This window comes from Pseudomonas moraviensis, from assembly GCF_900105805.1.
Classification (GTDB): domain Bacteria; phylum Pseudomonadota; class Gammaproteobacteria; order Pseudomonadales; family Pseudomonadaceae; genus Aquipseudomonas; species Aquipseudomonas moraviensis_A.
Map to the genome: position 1 here is coordinate 4437058 of NZ_LT629788.1, position 20253 is coordinate 4457310.

The following is a 20253-nucleotide window of genomic DNA, read 5'->3' on the forward strand; positions in this document are numbered from 1 at the left end:
ACACAAATCACAACTGTGGGAGCGAGCCTGCTCGCGAATGCGGTATATCAGTCGACATATCTGTTGAATGACACTCCGCTTTCGCGAGCAGGCTCGCTCCCACAGTGGTTTGTGGTGTAAGTAAAAGGAACACTTTTTGCTGTCAGATGTGCTCGGCGCCATTGCGTCGGCGTCATTACTGGCTCAATTTAGCGGCATCGCCTCGGAAGGCCTTCGCACTTCATGTCCTCGACCTCGTTTCGTCAGTCTTTGCGGCGCCTGTGGGCGCTGGATAAATTCAGCTACAGCGTGCGGGTATTCATCGCCCTGACCGGCAGCATGGCGCTGTGCTGGTATCAGGATGAAATGGGCCTGCTGATCCCGTTGTTCCTCGGCATCATCGCCAGCGCCCTGGCCGAAACCGACGACAGTTGGCAGGGCCGCCTCAACGCCCTCGCCGTGACGCTGGTGTGTTTCAGCATCGCCGCGCTGTCGGTGGAGCTGCTTTTCCCCTACCCGATCATTTTCGCCGTGGCCCTGGCGCTGGCCAGTTTCGGCCTGACCATGCTCGGTGCGCTGGGCGAGCGTTACGGCGCGATCGCCTCGGCGACGCTGATTCTGTCGGTGTACACGATGATCGGCGTCGATCAGCGCGGCGGCGCGGTCACCGATTTCTGGCACGAACCGATGCTGCTGGTCGCTGGCGCGGCGTGGTATGGCCTGCTGTCGGTACTGTGGCAGGCACTGTTTTCCAATCAACCGGTGCAGCAAAGCCTGGCGCGACTGTTCCGCGAGCTGGGCCTTTACCTGAAGTTGAAATCCTCGTTGTTCGAGCCGATCCGGCAGATGGACGTCGAAGCCCGCCGCCTCGAACTGGCGCAACAGAATGGCCGGGTGGTCGCCGCACTGAACACCGCCAAGGAAATCATCCTGCACCGGGTCGGCAACGGTCGACCGGGCTCGAAAGTCAGCCGGTATCTGAAGCTGTACTTCCTCGCGCAGGACATCCACGAACGCGCCAGTTCGTCGCACTACCCTTACAACGCGCTGGCCGAGGCGTTCTTCCACAGCGACGTGCTGTTCCGCTGCCAGCGCCTGCTGCGTCAGCAAGGCAAGGCTTGCCGGGCATTGGCGGAGTCGATCCAGATGCGCCAGCCGTTCATTTATGACGCCAGTTTCGCCGAAGCCCTGAACGACCTGCATGCCTCCCTCGAGCACTTGCGCATCCAGAGCAACCCGGCATGGCGCGGCCTGCTGCGCTCGTTGCGCGCACTGGCGGCCAACCTCGGCACCCTCGACCGCTTGCTCAGCGATGCCAGCAACCCAGACGCCCTGGCCGATGCTACCGACAGCAGCCTGCTCGACCGCTCACCGCGCAATCTCAAGGACGTTTGGATTCGCCTGCGCACGCAACTGACGCCCACCTCGCTGCTGTTCCGCCATGCCCTGCGCCTGCCGCTGGCGCTGAGCATCGGCTACGGCATGGTGCACCTGATTCACCCGTCGCAAGGCTACTGGATCATCCTCACCACGCTGTTCGTCTGCCAGCCGAACTACGGCGCCACCCGGCGCAAACTCGGCCAGCGGATCATCGGCACGGCCATTGGCCTGACGGTGGCGTGGGCGCTCTTCGATCTGTTCCCCAACCCAGTGGTGCAATCGTGCTTCGCCATCGCTGCCGGGGTGGTGTTCTTCACCAACCGCACCACCCGCTACACCCTGGCGACGGCGGCGATCACCATCATGGTGCTGTTCTGCTTCAATCAGGTCGGCGATGGCTACGGGCTGTTTCTGCCACGGCTGTTCGATACCCTGCTGGGCAGTCTGATCGCCGGGCTGGCGGTATTCCTGTTCCTGCCGGACTGGCAGGGCCGGCGCCTGAACAAAGTGCTGGCCAACACCCTGACCTGCAACAGCATCTACCTGCGCCAGATCATGCAGCAATACGCCGCGGGCAAGAGCGACGACCTCGCCTATCGCCTCGCCCGACGCAACGCGCACAACGCCGATGCGGCGCTGTCGACGACGCTGGCGAACATGCTGATGGAGCCGGGGCATTTCCGAAAGGAAGCCGATGTCGGTTTCCGTTTCCTGGTGCTCTCGCACACCCTGCTCAGTTACCTGTCCGGGCTCGGCGCACACCGCGAAACGCAGCTGCCAGCCGAAGTGCGTGAGCACTTGATCGAGGGCGCCGGGGTGAAACTGGCGAGCAGCATCGACGAAATCGCCCAAGGCCTCGCGAGCAAGCAGCCGATTGCGATTCAGAGTGATGAAGAGGAAGCACTGGCCAATGAACTGGAGCAGATGCCGGAGGAGATCGATGAAGGCCAGCGACTGGTACAGACGCAATTGGCGCTGATCTGCCGGCAGTTGGGGCCGCTTCGGACGTTGGCGGCGCATTTGATCAAAGACACCAGCGAGGTCAGTGCTGGCTGACATGGCGTCATCGCGAGCAGGCTCACTCCTACAGGGGAACGCATTCCAACTGTAGGAGTGAGCCTGCTCGCGATAGGGCCATCAGCCCCACAATAAATTCCAGCTCAGCCCTCACATTCCATGCCGCCGCAATAACTTCTCGTAGGTCCCGTCAGCCTTCATCGCTGCAATCGCTCGATCAAACCCGGCGACAATCTGCTCATGCTGCGGACTCTTCAGGCTGACCAGTATGTGCAGGCTGTTCTCACTCAGCGGCTTGGGTAAAAACTCCACCGAATTGCGCACCTTGGCCGATTCCCGCGCCAGGTAATACTTCGCGACGTATTCGTCTTCCAGCGTCAGCTTGACCCGATCGGCCGAGAGCATGCGCACGCCCATGGCGAAGTTGTGCACAGGGACTTTCTGCATCGCCGTGTCGGCATCGAACGGTGCGGAATAGGCATACCCGCGCACCACCGCAATCGGGTAGGTGTGCAGTTGCTCGAGGTTGCTGTAGTCGATGGGCGCATCCTTGCGCTTGAGGAAGCGAATGCGGTTGATCAGGTACTCGCCGGAAAACTGGCCGATCTGCGTGCGCTCGTCGTTGTACCAGGCGTTGACCAGCACGTCGTAACGCCCTTCGCCAATCCCCAGCAACGCCCGCGCCCACGGCACTTGCTCGTAACCGCTGGCATAACCGGCGCGCGCCAGTGCGGTGCTGACAATGTCAGTGGCCAGGCCACCGTTGATCAGCGCATCGTCGGTAAACGGCGGCCAGTTATCGAACACCAGCCGCAGCTTTTGCGCTGCAGCATCCTGGCCGAGCAACAGCAGTCCGATCAAAGCAACGGCTTGAAGCAATCGCAGCATGCTTGAACATCCTCAGCGGGCATCCGCCCGACGTGGTTTCACGTCAAAATCCAAGGCCCCTTACCGGCAAAACCCAAGCATTGAACATTAGCTCATGGGAGCCAGTACGCAGTGCTCTTGAGCAGATTACACAAAGTCGCAGGCGCCGCGAGAAAGGAATGATGGCATTTTGACCTTTATCACAGACTGTTGCGCCATACAGACATACGGCGCCGCTGCGCTTAGTATCGGGCGACGTATTCAAGGAATCGAAAGATGACAATCGAGTGGATCTGCAAACATCACAGCGATCTGGGCAAAGAGCAGTTGTACGCGCTATTGAAACTGCGCTCGGACGTGTTCGTGGTCGAACAGAAATGCGCCTACCCGGACCTCGACGGCCAGGATCTGGAAGGCGATACCTACCATCTGATGGGTTGGGAGGACGATCAGTTGATGGCTTATCTGCGCCTGCTCGATCCGGAATCCCAGGGTGGTGACGTGGTGATTGGCCGGGTGATCACCGCCCCTGCCGGTCGCGGTAAAGGGCTGGGCCACGCGATGATGGAACAGGCGCTGAAACAGGCCGGGAAGCACTGGCCGCAGGTGCCGATCTATCTGTCGGCGCAGGCGCATTTGCAAGGGTATTACGGCAAATACGGGTTTGAAGTGGCGGGTGAGGAATATCTGGAGGATGGCATTCCTCACATCGGGATGCGTCGCGCCTGAACAGCCCCTCACCCTAACCCTCTCCCAGAGGGAGAGGGGACTGACCTTGGTGTCTTGGGCCATGCGGCGACCTGAAAAACAGTGTCGATTATGGATTCAACAGCATTCGCTCACGTCGGTGAAATTCTACAATTTCCCCCGATCGGCTCCCTCTCCCTCTGGGAGAGGGCTGGGGTGAGGGGCTTTTTCAGGGATACTCAAGAACAGCCTTGATCTGCCGCAAATTTCGTTCGATCCACCCGCGATCAATCGCCCCCCACTCGCGAATCCGATAGCGCCCGGCATGATTGCGTGCGCCCTCTTCCTGCTCGAATTCACAGATGATATCCAGATCGGCCAGCGCGGCGATGGTGTCCTGCGCCGTGCGTCGGGGCATGCCGGTGACTTCGGTCAGCGCCGGCACGCAGGGCGCCAGACCGCTGTCGATCAGATAGGCCACGTAGAGACGGCGGTAGAAACTGCTTTTGGTCTTGCTGACGTCCATCCAAACACTCCCAACGTTAGAAGATCGCAGCCTTCGGCAGCCTGCAAAAGATCGCATTCCAACTGTAGAAGCTGCCGGAGGCTGCGATCTTTTGATTTTTATTGCATATCCCGCCACGTCAGGTACACGCGCAGATCGAATTCGATCTGGTGATACCCCGGCAGCATGTGCTCGCACAGTTTATAGAACGCCTTGTTGTGGTCCGATTCCTTGAAGTGCGCCAGCTCGTGCACCACGATCATCTTCAGAAAGTCCGGCGCGGCGTCCTTGAACAGCGAGGCGATGCGGATTTCCTTGTTGGCCTTGAGCTTGCCGCCCTGCACCCGCGAGACCGTGGTGTGCAGACCGAGGGCGCGGTGGGTCAGGTCGAGGCGATTGTCGAACAGCACCTTGTCGATGGCCGGCGCGTTGCGCATGTACTGCTGTTTGAGATCCAGCGCGTAGCTGTACAACGCCTTGTCGCTCTGCACGTCATGGCGTCCCGAGTAGCGCTGATCCAGGTAATCACCCAGCCGCCCCTCGGCGATCAGTTGGCGCACCTGATCCTGTAAACGCTCGGGATAGGCCTGGAGGTACTTCAAGACAGTCATGGACGGGCAGCACGGCTCGGAAAAAGGTGCGCCAGTGTAGCGAATTCAACCGGCCAGCGCGCTCCAGTCGAACGGCTCGGCAAAGCGGGCCGCGTCCTCGGCGACCAAGGGTCGCGCCACCAGGAAACCTTGCACGTACTCGCAGCCATGGGCTTGCAGCCACCGGTATTGCTCGACGGTTTCCACCCCTTCGGCGATCACCAGCAGGCCGTATTGCTTGCACAGGTCGATGACCATGCGCACCAGCGCAGCATCACGTGGCGAGTCCGGCAGGCGCGCGATGAGGTGGCGGTCGAGCTTCAGCGTGTCCAGCTCCAGATCACGCAGATGCGCCAGCGAGCATGATCCGGAACCGAAATCATCCAGCGCCACGCGCACCCCGAGATGACGCAGCAGCCGCAGTTGCTTGCGCGTCTCGTCCGGGTTTTGCATCAACGCTTCCTCGGTGACCTCGACTTCCAGTTGCCGTGGCTGCAGCCCATGGCGCTCCATGACCTGACGCAACTCGGTGACCAGATTCGGCAAGCCGAACTGGGTGTTGCTCAGGCTCACGCCGAGCACCAGATCCTCGGCGAACAGCGCTGCCCAGGCTTTGCGCTGGCCGGCGCCCCGGTGATAGATCCAGCTGCCGAGGCGGCTGATCAACCGCGCTTCTTCCAGCAACGGCAGAAACAGTCCCGGCGGCACATCGCCGACGCTCGGATGCTGCCAGCGCAGCAACGCTTCGAACCCCCGAGTCTGCCCGCTACCGATCGCCACCTGCGGCTGATAGACCAGATTGAAATCGCGGTTTTCGATGGCCTCGCGCACGCTGTCTTCCAGCATCAGGCGCGAGCGTGCGCGGCCGTTCATCTCATGATCATAAAAGCGATATTGCTGACGCCCGGCCCGCTTGGCTTCGTACATGGCAATGTCCGAGGCGCGCAGCAAACCGTCGAGGTGGCGGCCGCAGTCGGGATAGGTGGCGATGCCGATGCTGGCGCCAAGGACAATATCCAGACCTTCGATCTGCTGACAGACCGACACCCGCTCGATGAGCTTCTCGGCAATCTTCGCCGCTTGCTCGGGGAATTCAAGATCCAGCAGCGCAGTGAACTCATCGCCGCCCATGCGCGCCAGGATATCGAACGGCCGCAGGCACGCCTTCAACTGTTCGGAAACCCAGCGCAACACGCGGTCGCCGGCATCATGGCCGAGGGAATCGTTGACCCGCTTGAAGCCGTCGAGATCGAGGTAGAGCAACACCCAGCTACTGTCGCTGCGTTCGCCGCGCAACAGCAGGTTTTCCACGGTCTGGTAGAAACCCCGCCGGTTGAGCAGGCCGGTCAGAGGGTCGGTCACTGCCTGGAATTCCAGTTGCTGGTGCAAGTGACGCACCACCGACATGTCCAGCACGGTCACCACCATTGCGTGCTGCTCCGAGGATAGCGGCGCGCAGGACAATGCCACCGGCACTTGCTGTCCGGGCGCAGTGCGCAGCAACGCATCGTGCAGGCGCAGAGTTTCGCCGCGCTGGTAGCCGGCGTAAAACTCGGAATCGGCCCACAGCGGAATGTGCGGCTTCTGCAGGAAGTCGAGAAACTCCTTGCCCTCAAGCTCCTTGACCGGCGCGTTGAGCAGCCGCGAAATAGCCGGGTTGGCAAAGCGAATCACGCCGTCCTCGCTCAACACCAGAATGCCTTCGGCGGCGTTATCCAGCACCGAGGCATTGAAGGCGCGCGCCACTTCCAGATCATGACTGAGGCGTTGCAGGGCACGGCGATTGCGCTGGTGTTCAAGCAGTGCCTGAACCTTGGGCTTGAGGATTTGCGGATCGAACGGTTTGAACAGGTAATCCACGGCGCCGCTGGCATAGCCCTTGATGACGGCGTCTTGGGATTGCTCGTTGGCGGTGAGGAAAATGATCGGCGTCAACCGCGTGCGCTGGCTGCCGCGCATGAGCCGTGCGACCTCAAAACCGTCCATGCCGGGCATCTGCACATCGAGCAGGACCAGGTCGATGTCGTGTTCGAGCAAAAGATTGAGCGCCTCGAAACCGGAGGCGGCGGTCATCACATGCCAGTCCTGACGCTGCAACAACGCGCGCATGCTGATCAGATTTTCGGGGTAATCATCGACGATCAAAAGGACCGAGTTGCCTTCACCTGGCTGGGGTTGCGCGCATTCCATGCTGCTTCTCTTATCGGGACCGGTTGCCGGCAAAACCATAGACGTACTGAGCCTTCACTCTAGTCGCGGAAGCCACAAAGCAGAAGCAGCCGCCACGCCATCATTTGGCCAATGTTCCATCGAGCCGACTAACGGTCGCCGCTACAGCCCCCGGAAACAGGGCAGGATGGCATTTCGACAGGATGTTGACGCCAATCAACTGCCGGACGGGCATTAACAAAAATAGCCGCTACGCTTATAAAGGCGCCCCGAAAAGGCGCGGGCTAGAGCTTCTGGCACCCGCGTTCAGGATGAATCGAGTGGAAGAACCGACATGATCGATCTCGCAACCTGGAATCTCAGCGTTCCCGTTGGCAGCCCGCCGTACACCGTCGAAACCGAAAAACTGGTGAAAGGCTTCAAGGATCAATACTTCCATTCCGACACCGGAACCTTGTTTTTCTGGTCCCCGGTTACCGGGTCAAAAACCGAAAACGCCGTCTACCCGCGCACCGAACTGCGCGAGACCTTCAGCAACGGCACCCTGCGCAACTGGTATTACCCGGACGCGGACAACCTGCTGCGTGCAACCCTCGCCGTGAACAAGGTGCCCAGTTCGGGCAAGATCGTTATTGGTCAGATTCACGCTTATGAAAGCCAGAAGCCGATGCTCAAACTTGAGTATCAGTACAAGACAAAGACCGAAACGGGCAACCTGGTCATCAAAGTGCGCATGCGCCCCGATGACGAAGAAAGCCGCGTCATCACCCTCGCCACCGGCGTCAAGCTCGATCGCGAATTCAACTACCTCATCCACCTCAGCCCCGGCGGTGCGCTGGGCGTGAGTGCGGCGGGGTATCAGTGGGATTCACAGATCAGCGCGACCTGGCGGGACAAGCCGTTGTACTTCAAGGCTGGGGTTTATGTGCAGGACAACACCGGGTATACCAGTGAGGGTGGGCAGGTGACGTTTACCAAACTGGATATTGATCACGACAAGTAACCCATTTCGACATCGCAATCCCTTGTAGGAGCTGCCGAAGGCTGCGATCTTTTGATCTTGATGTTTGGCGCCTCTTGGGAACGCCGGAATCAAAGTCAAAAGATCGCCGCCTTCGGCAGCTCCTACCTTTAAAACAGCGTTGTTTAGATCTGTCGGCGGTTACCTCCGGATGCCTACAACAGCTTGAGTCGTTGCCTACGGGTACGCCAGAATCCGCCGGCTTGTGCGCCTGGCGGGCCATTCAGCAGTGAAGCCCACGCTTTAAGAGGTAGCGGAAATATTTGTTAATTACGCCCACAAAAAACCCGCCTCTCGGCGGGTTTCTTTTTTAATCAGCTCAACACTCAGGCTCAGTTGACCTTAGCGTTCAACTCACCCTTCAGATAACGCTGGTACATCGCTTCCAGCGAGATCGGTTTGATCTTCGAAGCATTACCCGCAGTACCAAATGCTTCATAACGTGCGATACACACGTCACGCATTGCAGTCACGGTGGCGCCGAAGAATTTACGTGGGTCGAATTCGCTCGGGTTGGTGGCCATCAGGCGACGCATGGCGCCGGTGGATGCCAGACGCAGGTCGGTGTCGATGTTGACCTTGCGCACGCCGTGTTTGATGCCTTCGACGATTTCTTCAACCGGTACGCCGTAGGTTTCTTTGATGTCGCCGCCGTACTGGTTGATGATCGCCAGCCACTCTTGTGGCACGGAGGACGAACCGTGCATCACCAGGTGAGTGTTGGGGATGCGCTTGTGGATTTCCTTGATGCGGTCGATCGCCAGCACGTCACCGGTCGGTGGCTTGGTGAACTTGTAGGCGCCGTGGCTGGTGCCGATGGCGATGGCCAGGGCATCGACCTGGGTGCGCTTGACGAAGTCAGCGGCTTCTTCCGGGTCGGTCAGCATTTGGCTGTGATCCAGAACGCCTTCGGCGCCGATGCCGTCTTCTTCACCGGCCATACCGGTTTCCAGCGAACCCAGGCAACCCAGCTCGCCTTCTACCGAAACGCCGCAGGCGTGAGCCATGGCCACGGTCTGTTGGGTAACGCGGACGTTGTAGTCGTAGTCGGTCGGGGTCTTGCCGTCTTCGCCCAGCGAGCCGTCCATCATTACCGAGCTGAAGCCCAGTTGAATCGAACGCTGGCAGACGTCAGGGCTGGTGCCGTGGTCCTGGTGCATGCACACCGGGATGTGCGGGAATTCTTCGATCGCGGCGAGGATCAGGTGACGCAGGAATGGCGCGCCGGCGTATTTGCGCGCGCCGGCCGAAGCCTGGACGATCACCGGGGAGTCAGTCTTGTCAGCGGCTTCCATGATGGCGCGCATCTGCTCAAGGTTGTTGACGTTGAAAGCTGGAACGCCGTAGCCGAACTCGGCTGCGTGGTCCAGCATCTGGCGCATGCTGATAAGTGCCATTGTGTGTGTCTCTCCCGGTTGAGGGTCGTTGATCGTGCCAGCCTGCCGGAGCGGCGGCGGCTATTCAAGTTAATGCAGATCGGGGATTGAGGCCCGGTCTGGTGATTCGATAAAGCATAATCCTGAGAACTACACAGATCCCCTGTAGGAGTGAGCCTGCTCGCGATAGCTATCTTGCAGTCAATATTGCAGCGACTGTCATACCGCTATCGCGAGCAGGCTCACTCCTACAATGGGCCTGCGGTGTGTCAATTACTGCGCTTTGCATCCACGGCCAATCAGGTCATTGGTGGCGACCCAATACACCAGGCCTTCGTCACCCTTGACGTGAAACGCCAGCATGCCATCGCTGTACAGCGTGCCCGAGGCGCCCGGCTCTTCTTTCAGGCGATAGACCTGATCACCGCCGCCGAGACGAACGTCGACTTCCTTTTGGCCGGCATCGGCGTAACGCCACAACACCTTGGCCTGGCTGTCGCAGGTCCAGGTTGTCCAGTTGTCCGCCGGGGCCGACGACTGAAACAGGTTCAACTGCGCGCAACCGCCCAACAATGCCAGCGCCGCAATGGCGATCAAGCCTTTCATCCGTGTTCCTCGACTGACGACACACGCCGCCAGCCCTGAGTTAAAGAGTCAGACCCGTCAGGGACAACCATGTTCCTTGGCCGGGGTTTGCGTCTCGTATTTGTCCAGACCGTCCGGGCCCGAGCGCTTATTTAGCACCGGGTTGGTTTCGGCCTGCCAGTCGGCCTGATAACAGCCCTTCTGCGGCTCGCTCGGTGCTGGCGTCGCGTCGGCCTTCGGGTTACTCCCGCAGGCCGCCAGCGTACCGCTCAGCAACAACAGCGCTAACGACTTGACCATGAAAACACTCCTTTGCCTGGCCAAACGGGCGGCCTCAGGCCTTGGCCCGGGTTTCCAGGACTTCAACGGCAGGCAGCACCTTGCCCTCGACGAATTCGAGGAACGCGCCACCACCGGTGGAAATGTAGGAGATTTGCTCAGCCACGCCATATTTATCGATCGCCGCCAGGGTGTCGCCGCCGCCAGCAATCGAGAATGCCGAGCTTTCAGCGATGGCCTGGGCGAGCACTTTGGTGCCGTTGCCGAACTGGTCGAACTCGAACACGCCAACCGGACCGTTCCACAGAATGGTTTTCGACGACTTCAGCAACTCGGCGAAGTTGGCTGCGGTTTGCGGGCCGATGTCGAGAATCATGTCGTCAGCCGCAACGTCAGCGATCAGCTTGACGGTAGCTTCGGCGCTTTCGGCAAATTCCTTGGCGACCACGACGTCAACCGGCAACGGCACGCTGACTTTCGCCGCGATTTCACGGGCGGTGTCGAGCAGGTCCGGTTCGTACAGCGACTTGCCGACCGGGTGGCCAGCCGCGGCGAGGAAGGTGTTGGCAATGCCGCCGCCGACGATCAGTTGATCGCAGATCTGGCTCAGGCTGTTCAGCACATCGAGTTTGGTCGACACCTTGGAGCCGGCAACGATCGCCGCCATTGGCTTGGCCGGTGCGCCAAGAGCTTTGCCCAGTGCGTCCAGTTCAGCGGCCAGCAGCGGGCCAGCAGCAGCGACTTTGGCAAACTTGGCTACACCATGGGTCGAACCTTCGGCGCGGTGAGCGGTACCGAAAGCGTCCATCACGAACACGTCGCACAGGGCCGCGTATTGCTGGGCCAGGTCGTCGGCGTTCTTTTTCTCGCCCTTGTTGAAGCGCACGTTTTCGAACAGCACGATGTCGCCCGCCTTGACCTCGACGCCACCGAGGTAATCAGCCACCAGCGGCACTTCGCGGCCGAGCGCCTTGCTCAGGTAGTCGGCGACAGGTTTCAGGCTGTTTTCGGCAGAGAATTCGCCTTCGGTAGGACGGCCCAGGTGCGAGCAGACCATCACTGCCGCGCCTTTTTCCAGGGCCAGCTTGATGGTCGGCAGCGAAGCCAGGATGCGCGCGTCGCTGGTGACAACACCGTCCTTGACGGGGACGTTGAGGTCTTCGCGGATCAATACGCGCTTACCTTGCAGATCGAGGTCGGACATCTTCAACACGGTCATGGGTCGCACTTCCTACGGTTTTTTTGAAGTTGCTGTTTGCAGATAGTGATCTGCAACGTCCAGCATTCGGTTGGCAAAACCCCACTCGTTGTCGAACCAGGCCAGGATGTTCACCAGTTTGGGGCCGGAAACACGGGTCTGACTGGCATCGACGATGGCCGAATGTGGGTCATGGTTGAAATCACAGCTGGCGTGCGGCAACTCGGTGTAGGCCAGAAGGCCTTTGAGCGGGCCGCTGGTGGCGGCTTCGCGCAGGATCCGGTTGACCTCGTTGGCGTCAGTCGCGGTGGCGGTCTGCATCGTGATGTCGAGGCAGGACACGTTGACTGTCGGCACGCGCACGGCTTTGGCCTGAATTCGTCCGGCAAGTTCCGGCAGCAGGCGCTCGATACCGCGTGCCAGACCAGTGGACACCGGGATCACCGACTGGAACGCCGAACGGGTGCGGCGCAGGTCTTCGTGGTGATAGGCGTCGATCACCGGCTGATCGTTCATCGCCGAGTGGATCGTGGTGATCGACACGTAATCCAGACCGATCGCCTGATCGAGCAGGCGCAGCAGCGGCACGCCGCAGTTGGTGGTGCAGGAGGCGTTGGACACCAGCAGTTCGTCGCCCGTCAGGCAGTCCTGATTGACGCCGTAGACGATGGTGGCGTCGACATCCGCCTCGCTGGCCATCGGCTGCGAGAACAGCACGCGCGGCGCGCCGGCGTCGAGAAAACGCTGACCGTCGGCACGGGTGTGGTAAGCGCCGGAGCACTCCAGCACCAGATCGACGCCCAGCGACGCCCAATCGATGCCTTCCGGGGTGGCACTGCGCAGGACCTTCACGCAGTCGCCATTGATATGCAGACAATCGCCCTCGACCCGCACTTCGCCGGGGAAACGGCCGTGGGTGGAGTCGAAGCGTGTCAGGTATTCGATACTGGCCATATCGGCCAGATCGTTGATCGCGACAATTTCAAACCCGGCCTTCGCGCCGCGCTCGAACAACGCCCGCAAGACGCAACGACCAATGCGGCCGTAGCCGTTGAGTGCAACTTTGTAAGGACGCGGTTGAGGCATGGGGTTCTCGATTACCGTGGTGAATCAGGTATTGCGATGTTGCCTGAGCCATCGCTTTCGCGAGCAGGCTCGCTCCCACAGGGAAATGCATTCCATCGTGGGAGCGAGCCTGCTCGCGAAGGCGTCAGCCCGGACAACACAACTGTCGGACTTAGTCCTCCAGCAGCTCTTCAGCCTGACCCAGGATGTTTTCCAAGGTAAAGCCGAACTCTTCGAACAATGCCGAAGCCGGCGCCGACTCACCGTAGGTGGTCATGCCGATCACGCGACCTTCCAGACCCACGTACTTGAACCAGAAGTCGGCGTGGGCCGCTTCGATGGCGATACGCGCGCTGACCTGCAGCGGCAGAACCGACTGCTTGTACTCCGCATCCTGAGCGTCGAACGCGCTGGTGCACGGCATCGATACCACGCGGACCTTGCGGCCCTGCTCGGTCAGTTTGTCGAAGGCCTGAACGGCCAGACCCACTTCCGAACCGGTGGCGATCAGGATCAGCTCAGGCTCGCCTGCGCAGTCCTTGAGCACATAACCACCACGGCTGATGTTGGCGATCTGGCCAGCATCGCGTTCCTGATGCTGCAGGTTCTGCCGCGAGAAGATCAGCGCCGACGGGCCGTCCTTGCGCTCCAGAGCGTTTTTCCAGGCCACCGCCGATTCCACGGCGTCGGCTGGACGCCAGGTGTCGAGGTTCGGCGTGCTGCGCAGGCTGGTCAGTTGCTCGATCGGCTGGTGGGTCGGGCCGTCTTCGCCCAGACCGATGGAGTCGTGGGTGTAGACGTGAATCACGCGCTTTTTCATCAATGCCGACATGCGTACGGCGTTGCGCGCGTATTCCATGAACATCAGGAAGGTCGCGCCGTAAGGCACCAGGCCGCCGTGCAGGGTGACGCCGTTCATGATCGCGGTCATGCCGAATTCGCGCACGCCGTAGTACATGTAGTTGCCGCTGGCGTCTTCAGCGTTGACGCCCTTGCAGCCTTTCCACAGGGTCAGGTTGGAACCGGCGAGGTCAGCCGAGCCGCCAAGCAGTTCCGGCAGCAGCGGACCAAAGGCGTTGAGGGTGTTCTGGCTGGCTTTGCGGCTGGCGATGGTCTCGCCCTTGGCCGCGACTTCGGCGATATAGGCCGAGGCTTTCTCCGAGAAGTCGGCCGGCAATTCGCCGCTCAGACGACGGATCAGCTCGTTGGCTTCAGTCGGGAACGCAGCGGAGTAGGCGGCGAAACGCTGATCCCACTCGGCTTCGACCGCGCGGCCAGCTTCCTTGGCGTCCCACTCGGCATAGATCTCGGCCGGGATTTCGAACGGGCCGTAGTTCCAGTTCAGCGCCTGGCGGGTCAGGGCGATTTCCGCGTCACCCAACGGGGCGCCGTGGCAATCTTCCTTGCCCTGCTTGTTCGGCGAACCGAAACCGATGGTGGTCTTGCAGCAAATCAGGGTCGGCTGCGCGCTCTTGCGTGCGGTTTCGATGGCGGTCTTGATCTCTTCCGGATCGTGGCCGTCGACGTTGCGGATCACCTGCCAGTTGTAGGCTTCGAAACGCTTCGGCGTGTCATCGGTGAACCAGCCTTCGACTTCGCCGTCGATGGAGATGCCGTTGTCATCGTAGAACGCGATCAGCTTGCCCAGGCCCAGCGTGCCAGCCAGGGAAGCGACTTCGTGGGAAATGCCTTCCATCATGCAGCCATCACCGAGGAACACGTAGGTGTGGTGGTCAACGATGTTGTGGCCTGGACGGTTGAACTGCGCGCCCATGACTTTCTCAGCCAAGGCGAAACCGACGGCGTTGGCCAGACCCTGACCCAGCGGGCCGGTGGTGGTTTCGACGCCCGGGGTGTAACCGAATTCCGGGTGACCTGGAGTGCGGCTGTGCAGTTGACGGAATTGCTTGAGGTCGTCGATCGACAGGTCGTAACCGGTCAGGTGCAGCAGCGAGTAGATCAACATCGAGCCGTGGCCGTTGGACAGCACGAAGCGGTCACGGTCGGCGAAAGACGGGTTGCTCGGGTTGTGCTTGAGGTAGTCGCGCCACAGCACTTCGGCAATATCTGCCATACCCATAGGGGCACCGGGATGGCCGCTGTTGGCTTTTTGCACGGCATCCATGCTGAGGGCACGAATGGCGTTGGCACGCTCACGACGGCTAGGCATCGCTGATCTCCTGGGTGTGAATAGACTGAAACGGAAAAAAGGAGGGCATTTTCCCTCACCCATGCGCCTCGGGGCAATGACAGATAGTCATCCGCGGGCGTTTTTCCAATCGATAGCGCGGGTTTCGCTTGGTGAAACCTTTCCGCTATTCGTTTGTAGAGACTGCCGTCCGCTGAGAAGTGCCATTTATCGAGCAATATCAAAACTTTTTGATATTGACCTTGCGATGCTTTGCCCCCGTCTCTAGACTGCCAGCCCTATGAACCTACGCGTGCCTTCCATTCGCCATGACGATTGCGACGAGCTGGCGGCCCTGTGCAAGGCCGGCGGTGATCCGCTGCGGCTGAATGTCTTGCGCGCGCTGGCCAACGATTCGTTCGGCGTGCTGGAGCTGGCGCAGATTTTCGGCATCGGCCAGTCGGGCATGAGCCATCACCTCAAGGTGCTGGCACAAGCCGATCTGGTGGCGACACGCCGTGAAGGAAATGCGATTTTCTATCGTCGCGCCCTGCCCCACAGCGATTTGCTCGGCGGCAAGCTGCACGCGGCGCTGTTAGAAGAAGTCGACAATCTGGATCTGCCTGACGAGGTGCAAGCGCGCATCGAACAGGTTCACGGCCAGCGTGCCGCTGCCAGTCAGGACTTCTTCGCCCGGGTGGCGGAAAAATTCCGTGCCCAGCAAGACTTGATCGCAGGCCTGCCGCAGTACCGTGACAGCGTGCTGGCCCTGCTCGACAAACTGAACTTCGATGGCGCAGCCACGGCCATTGAAGTCGGCCCCGGCGATGGTGCTTTTCTGCCGGAACTGGCCCGTCGCTTCGGCACCGTAACCGCGCTGGACAACAGCCCGGCGATGCTCGAACTGGCGCGTCAGGTGTGCGAACGTGAACAGCTGGCTAACGTCAGCCTGCAATTGGCCGATGCATTGAACGGCACGAGCCTTATGGCCGATTGCGTGGTGTTGAACATGGTCCTGCACCATTTCGCCGCCCCGGCCGATGCGCTCAGGCACATGGCTGACCTGCTGCAACCGGGCGGTAGCCTGCTCGTGACAGAGTTATGTAGCCACAACCAGAGTTGGGCCAGGGAGGCCTGCGGTGATCTCTGGTTGGGGTTTGAACAGGACGATCTGGCCCGTTGGGCCACCGCTGCGGGACTCGTTCCCGGGGAAAGCCTCTATGTAGGCTTACGTAATGGTTTCCAGATCCAGGTCCGCCACTTTCAGCGACCGGCTGGCGACACTCACCATCGGTAAATTCAGGAAAACATCGAGATGAGCGAATACTCCCTCTTCACCTCCGAGTCCGTGTCTGAAGGACATCCGGACAAAATCGCCGACCAGATTTCCGATGCGGTGCTGGACGCCATTATTGCCCAGGACAAACACGCTCGCGTGGCCGTGGAAACCCTGGTCAAGACCGGCGTGGCCATCGTTGCCGGTGAAGTGACCACCAGCGCCTGGGTCGACCTGGAGCAGATCGTTCGTGACGTGATTTGCGACATCGGCTACACCAGCTCCGAAGTCGGCTTCGACGGCGCGACCTGCGGCGTGATGAACATCATCGGCAAGCAGTCCCCCGACATCAACCAGGGTGTTGACCGTGCCAAGCCTGAAGATCAGGGCGCCGGCGACCAGGGCCTGATGTTCGGCTACGCCAGTAACGAAACCGACGTTTTGATGCCAGCGCCGATCACTTTCTCGCACCAGTTGGTGCAGCGTCAGGCCGAAGCACGCAAGTCGGGCCTGCTGCCCTGGCTGCGTCCGGACGCCAAGTCGCAAGTGACCTGCCGTTACGAAGGCGGCAAGGTTGTCGGCATCGACGCCGTTGTCCTGTCGACCCAGCACAACCCGGAAGTGTCGTACAAAGACCTGCGCGAAGGCGTGATGGAGCTGATCGTCAAGCACGTGCTGCCTGCCGAACTGCTGAGCAAGGACACCCAGTTCCACATCAACCCGACCGGCCAGTTCATCATTGGCGGCCCGGTAGGTGACTGCGGTCTGACCGGTCGCAAGATCATCGTCGACAGCTACGGCGGCATGGCCCGTCACGGCGGCGGCGCGTTCTCCGGCAAGGATCCATCGAAGGTTGACCGTTCGGCTGCCTACGCTGGCCGTTACGTTGCCAAGAACATCGTTGCGGCCGGCCTGGCCGAGCGTTGCGAGATCCAGGTGTCCTACGCGATCGGTGTGGCCCAGCCTACGTCGATATCGCTGAACACCTTCGGCACCGGCAAGATCAGCGATGACAAGATCATCAAACTGGTGCGTGAAGTGTTCGACCTGCGTCCATACGCGATCACCACCATGCTCGACCTGCTGCACCCGATGTACCAGGAAACCGCAGCCTACGGCCACTTCGGTCGTGCTCCGCAGAGCAAGACCGTTGGCGAAGACAGCTTCACCACGTTCACCTGGGAAAAAACCGACCGCGCCGACGCCCTGCGTTCTGCCGCTGGCCTGTAAGACCCTGGCTGCATGAAAGCCCCGCACGGTTCGCGCCGTGCGGGGCTTTTTCATGCCTGACGGATTTTTGAGATCTCTGTGGGAGCGAGCCTGCTCGCGAAAGGGCCCTACCCGACGCCACCACGCTCCAGCCCGGAAACAGTTCGCAAAAAAACCGCGCAACGATCTTCAGATCCTCACCTACCCTTCAAGCATCACCCCCGAGCAAGGACGCTCAACGATGCTTTTCACACTGCGCCTGTTGCTGGCATTCCTGCTGGCACTCATCACCCTCGTCAGCCAAGCCAACTGCCCCGACTGGCCCTTACCCCAAGCCCAACGCGAAATCACTACCCTGCAAAACCGGATCGACCAATGGGACGACGCCTATCACCGCGAAGGCCGTTCATTGATCACCGACGAACTCTATGACCAGTCCCTGCTGCGGCTGAATGAATGGCAAGCCTGCTTCAACCAACCCGCATCACCGCAGCCGTTGCGCACAGCGGCCGGCACGGTCACTCATCCCATCACCCACACCGGCCTGGACAAGCTGCACAAAGCTGCAGACGTCGCCAACTGGCTGCGCGATCGCCAGAACGTCTGGGTGCAGCCCAAGGTCGATGGAGTGGCCGTCACGCTGATCTACCGTCAGGGGATATTGCAGCAGGCCATCAGCCGAGGTGACGGTGTCAGCGGTCAGGACTGGACAATTTCCGCGCGTAGAATCGCTGCCATTCCGCAACGCCTGAACCAGCCACGGGATCTGCTGGTGCAGGGCGAACTCTACTGGCGGCTGCAGGCGCACGTGCAAGCGCGATCCGGCAGCGTCAACGCCCGCGCCACCGTGGCCGGCCTTATGGGACGCAAATCCCTCGATGCCGAACAGGCCGCCGGGATCGGGCTGTTCGTTTGGGACTGGCCGCAAGGCCCTGTGCGGCTGCCAGAGAGATTGTCCGGACTTCAGGCATTGGGGTTCGCCACAACCGAGCCATACACACAGCCGATCACCCGATTCGAAGACGCGCAACAATGGCGCGAGCACTGGTATCGCTCGCCGCTGCCCTTTGCCAGCGATGGCGTAGTGCTGCGCCAGAGTCAACGGCCACCCGCCGAACGCTGGCGGGCCAAGGCACCTTACTGGGCGGTGGCCTGGAAATACCCATTCGCCCAGGCATTGGCGGAAGTGCGCAAGGTGAATTTCAAGATCGGCCGCACCGGGCGCATCACCCCAGTGCTGGAACTGCTGCCGGTGAGACTCGATGACCGCGAGATCAAACGGGTCAGCGTCAGCTCGCTCAAGCGCTGGCAAACCCTCGACATTCGCCCCGGCGACCAGGTGGCTCTCAGTCTGGCCGGGCTGACCATTCCACGCCTGGACAGTGTCGTGTTACGTACCAGCGAACGGCCAGACATCGACATCCCCAACGCCAGCGACTACCACGCCCTGAGCTGCTGGCAACCGACGCCCAGCTGTGAAAGCCAGTTTCTCGCGCGTCTGACCTGGCTGAGCGGCAAGCAGGGCCTGGCCATGCAACATGTCGGGCGTGGCACCTGGGAGAAACTTTTGGAAACAGGCCGTCTGAAACACCTGCTGGATTGGCTGACCCTCGATGCCTCAGAGCTTGCTAACATTGCCGGCCTCGGCGAGCGCAGCAGCGCACGTCTGATCGAAAGTTTTCGGGGCGCGCGGCACCAGCCGTTCGCTCATTGGTTGAAAGCCCTGGGCATGCCGCCGGCCGGACAGGCACAACTGGCTGATTCGTGGCAGGCCCTGGCACAACGCGACACTGAACAATGGCAGGCAGAAGCCGGCATCGGCCCGGGTCGCGCGGCGCAACTGAGCGCATTCTTTCGCGACCCGCAGGTACTGGCTTTGAGCGACACCTTGAAAGCCGCCGGAATCGACGGTTTCTGAACATGCAATCCCCGCCAGGCGGGAACCCAATGGCCGGCCAGACGCTCCAACAGCGCAGTGCCCTCCTACCCCGATTGCCTTTGCACATGGAGCTTTTATGAAATTTCTCGCACCGCTCGCCCTGCTTACTCTTTGCGGCGTCATGGCCGCCCCGGTCATGGCCGAAGAAGACGGCCCGGGCCTGACCGGCTGCGCTGCCAAGAAGCAGGGCATCATCAATCAGATCGAACAGGCCAAATCCCGCGGCAACATGGAGCAGCAGGCAGGTCTGGAAACCGCACTGCGCGAAGTGACCGAGCACTGCACCGACGCCGGCCTGAAGAAAGAGCGTGAGAACAAGGTGCTTGAGGCCAAGCATGAAGTCAGCCAGCGTCAGGCAGACCTCGACAAGGCCATGAAAAAAGGCGATCCGGAGAAGATCAACAAGCGCAAGGAGAAGCTCGCCGAATCGCGCAAGGAACTGCAGGAAGCGCTGGACGAGATCGACAAGTAATCTGCCGATTCCCTGTGGCGAGGGAGCTTGCCACAAGGTACTCAGCAGGTTCAGGAATCAATGATCCCGAAACTCTTTATGGCAAGCACTGCAGGCATCCTCGACTTTCTGCACTGCCGGTCCGAGATTGCTGGCCTTGTAGGGCTGAACCTGGCTGGCGGCTACCAGTTCGCCGGTAGCCGCTTCAAGAGCGCGGGCCAGCTCCTGGAAACGTGCCTGTTTCTGCCAGACATCGTCCTTGGCGCTGGTGTGATCTTCTTCGCGCACCTGCGGAAAATGCTTCCAAGGCTCGTGGGACAACTCATCGAGTCGGACCGCACCCTCGGCAAATTTCGGCCCGTCGAACGCAATGCGCCCACGCAACATGCCGCCGAGGTCTTCGCTGGTCTTGAGCATCTGTTTGAAGATGGCCTTGCGCTGGCCCAGCGGCGAATTCGGGTCGACGCCGCCACAGGCGGACAAGCTCAGGCAGGCCAGCAATACAACAGCAATTCGTTTCAGAGTCATGGTG

18 protein-coding genes are annotated in these 20253 nt (G+C 60.7%); 7 read left to right on the plus strand and 11 right to left on the minus strand.

Translation table 11 applies throughout. The features are described 5' to 3' along the window. The first annotated feature begins 222 nt into the window (after positions 1–222). Positions 223–2415 carry a YccS family putative transporter gene (gene yccS, locus BLU71_RS19865; protein ID WP_042606615.1) on the plus strand — a complete coding sequence of 731 codons (2193 nt, stop codon included), beginning with the start codon at positions 223–225 and terminating at the stop codon, positions 2413–2415. 111 nt (positions 2416–2526) lie between these two features. Here yccS and BLU71_RS19870 read toward each other — a convergent pair whose 3' ends face one another. Further along, positions 2527–3264 (minus strand): substrate-binding periplasmic protein, encoded by a 738-nt coding sequence (locus BLU71_RS19870; protein ID WP_042606614.1) that lies wholly within the window; start codon positions 3262–3264, stop codon positions 2527–2529. A 255-nt stretch (positions 3265–3519) separates the two neighbouring features. Here BLU71_RS19870 and BLU71_RS19875 point away from each other — a divergent pair, with 255 nt between their 5' ends. Beyond that, positions 3520–3972 (plus strand): GNAT family N-acetyltransferase, encoded by a 453-nt coding sequence (locus BLU71_RS19875; protein ID WP_064365338.1) that lies wholly within the window; start codon positions 3520–3522, stop codon positions 3970–3972. A gap of 187 nt (positions 3973–4159) precedes the next feature. On the opposite strand, the gene BLU71_RS19880 is transcribed toward BLU71_RS19875, so the two are convergent. The 3 genes from BLU71_RS19880 to BLU71_RS19890 form a co-directional block, all read right to left on the minus strand. Beyond that, positions 4160–4456 (minus strand): winged helix-turn-helix domain-containing protein, encoded by a 297-nt coding sequence (locus tag BLU71_RS19880; protein WP_064365339.1) that lies wholly within the window; start codon positions 4454–4456, stop codon positions 4160–4162. Positions 4457–4554: 98 nt separating this feature from the next. Next, a complete protein-coding gene (locus tag BLU71_RS19885; protein WP_042606612.1) occupies positions 4555–5046 on the minus strand; it encodes a M48 family metallopeptidase in 492 nt (163 codons plus the stop codon). Between the two features lie 45 nt (positions 5047–5091). After that, positions 5092–7215: a putative bifunctional diguanylate cyclase/phosphodiesterase gene (locus tag BLU71_RS19890; RefSeq protein WP_083353736.1), complete on the minus strand. Its 2124-nt coding sequence runs from the start codon at positions 7213–7215 to the stop codon at positions 5092–5094. A gap of 313 nt (positions 7216–7528) precedes the next feature. On the opposite strand from BLU71_RS19890, the gene BLU71_RS19895 reads away from it, so the two are divergent. After that, positions 7529–8197, plus strand: a complete 669-nt coding sequence (locus tag BLU71_RS19895; RefSeq protein WP_042606610.1) for a polysaccharide lyase family 7 protein — start codon at positions 7529–7531, stop codon at positions 8195–8197. 350 nt (positions 8198–8547) lie between these two features. Here BLU71_RS19895 and fba read toward each other — a convergent pair whose 3' ends face one another. The 6 genes from fba to tkt form a co-directional block, all read right to left on the minus strand. Next, positions 8548–9612, minus strand: coding sequence for a class II fructose-bisphosphate aldolase (gene fba / locus BLU71_RS19900; protein ID WP_008081027.1), 1065 nt, complete (start codon positions 9610–9612; stop codon positions 8548–8550). A 252-nt stretch (positions 9613–9864) separates the two neighbouring features. Continuing rightward, complete coding sequence (locus tag BLU71_RS19905) at positions 9865–10197, minus strand: MliC family protein (RefSeq protein WP_083353737.1); 333 nt, start codon at positions 10195–10197, stop codon at positions 9865–9867. A 57-nt stretch (positions 10198–10254) separates the two neighbouring features. Beyond that, on the minus strand, positions 10255–10476 hold the full coding sequence (locus BLU71_RS19910; protein ID WP_083353738.1) for a hypothetical protein: 222 nt from the start codon (positions 10474–10476) through the stop codon (positions 10255–10257). Between the two features lie 34 nt (positions 10477–10510). After that, positions 10511–11674, minus strand: coding sequence for a phosphoglycerate kinase (locus tag BLU71_RS19915; RefSeq protein ID WP_083353739.1), 1164 nt, complete (start codon positions 11672–11674; stop codon positions 10511–10513). A gap of 12 nt (positions 11675–11686) precedes the next feature. Next, positions 11687–12739, minus strand: a complete 1053-nt coding sequence (gene epd, locus BLU71_RS19920) for an erythrose-4-phosphate dehydrogenase (RefSeq protein ID WP_042606605.1) — start codon at positions 12737–12739, stop codon at positions 11687–11689. A 151-nt stretch (positions 12740–12890) separates the two neighbouring features. Beyond that, positions 12891–14888: a transketolase gene (gene tkt / locus BLU71_RS19925; protein ID WP_083353740.1), complete on the minus strand. Its 1998-nt coding sequence runs from the start codon at positions 14886–14888 to the stop codon at positions 12891–12893. A 259-nt stretch (positions 14889–15147) separates the two neighbouring features. Here tkt and BLU71_RS19930 point away from each other — a divergent pair, with 259 nt between their 5' ends. The 4 genes from BLU71_RS19930 to BLU71_RS19945 all read left to right on the plus strand — a co-directional run bounded on the left by BLU71_RS19930 (position 15148) and on the right by BLU71_RS19945 (position 19742). After that, on the plus strand, positions 15148–16143 hold the full coding sequence (locus BLU71_RS19930) for an ArsR/SmtB family transcription factor (RefSeq protein ID WP_042606603.1): 996 nt from the start codon (positions 15148–15150) through the stop codon (positions 16141–16143). Positions 16144–16161: 18 nt separating this feature from the next. Continuing rightward, positions 16162–17352 carry a methionine adenosyltransferase gene (metK, locus tag BLU71_RS19935; protein WP_083353741.1) on the plus strand — a complete coding sequence of 397 codons (1191 nt, stop codon included), beginning with the start codon at positions 16162–16164 and terminating at the stop codon, positions 17350–17352. 220 nt (positions 17353–17572) lie between these two features. Then, the gene (ligB, locus tag BLU71_RS19940) at positions 17573–19249 is read left to right on the plus strand and encodes an NAD-dependent DNA ligase LigB (protein ID WP_083353742.1); all 1677 of its coding nucleotides are present in this window, start codon (positions 17573–17575) and stop codon (positions 19247–19249) included. A gap of 97 nt (positions 19250–19346) precedes the next feature. Beyond that, complete coding sequence (locus BLU71_RS19945; RefSeq protein WP_065616490.1) at positions 19347–19742, plus strand: DUF1090 domain-containing protein; 396 nt, start codon at positions 19347–19349, stop codon at positions 19740–19742. A 57-nt stretch (positions 19743–19799) separates the two neighbouring features. On the opposite strand, the gene BLU71_RS19950 is transcribed toward BLU71_RS19945, so the two are convergent. Continuing rightward, complete coding sequence (locus BLU71_RS19950) at positions 19800–20249, minus strand: c-type cytochrome (RefSeq protein WP_083353743.1); 450 nt, start codon at positions 20247–20249, stop codon at positions 19800–19802. Positions 20250–20253 lie beyond the last annotated feature (4 nt).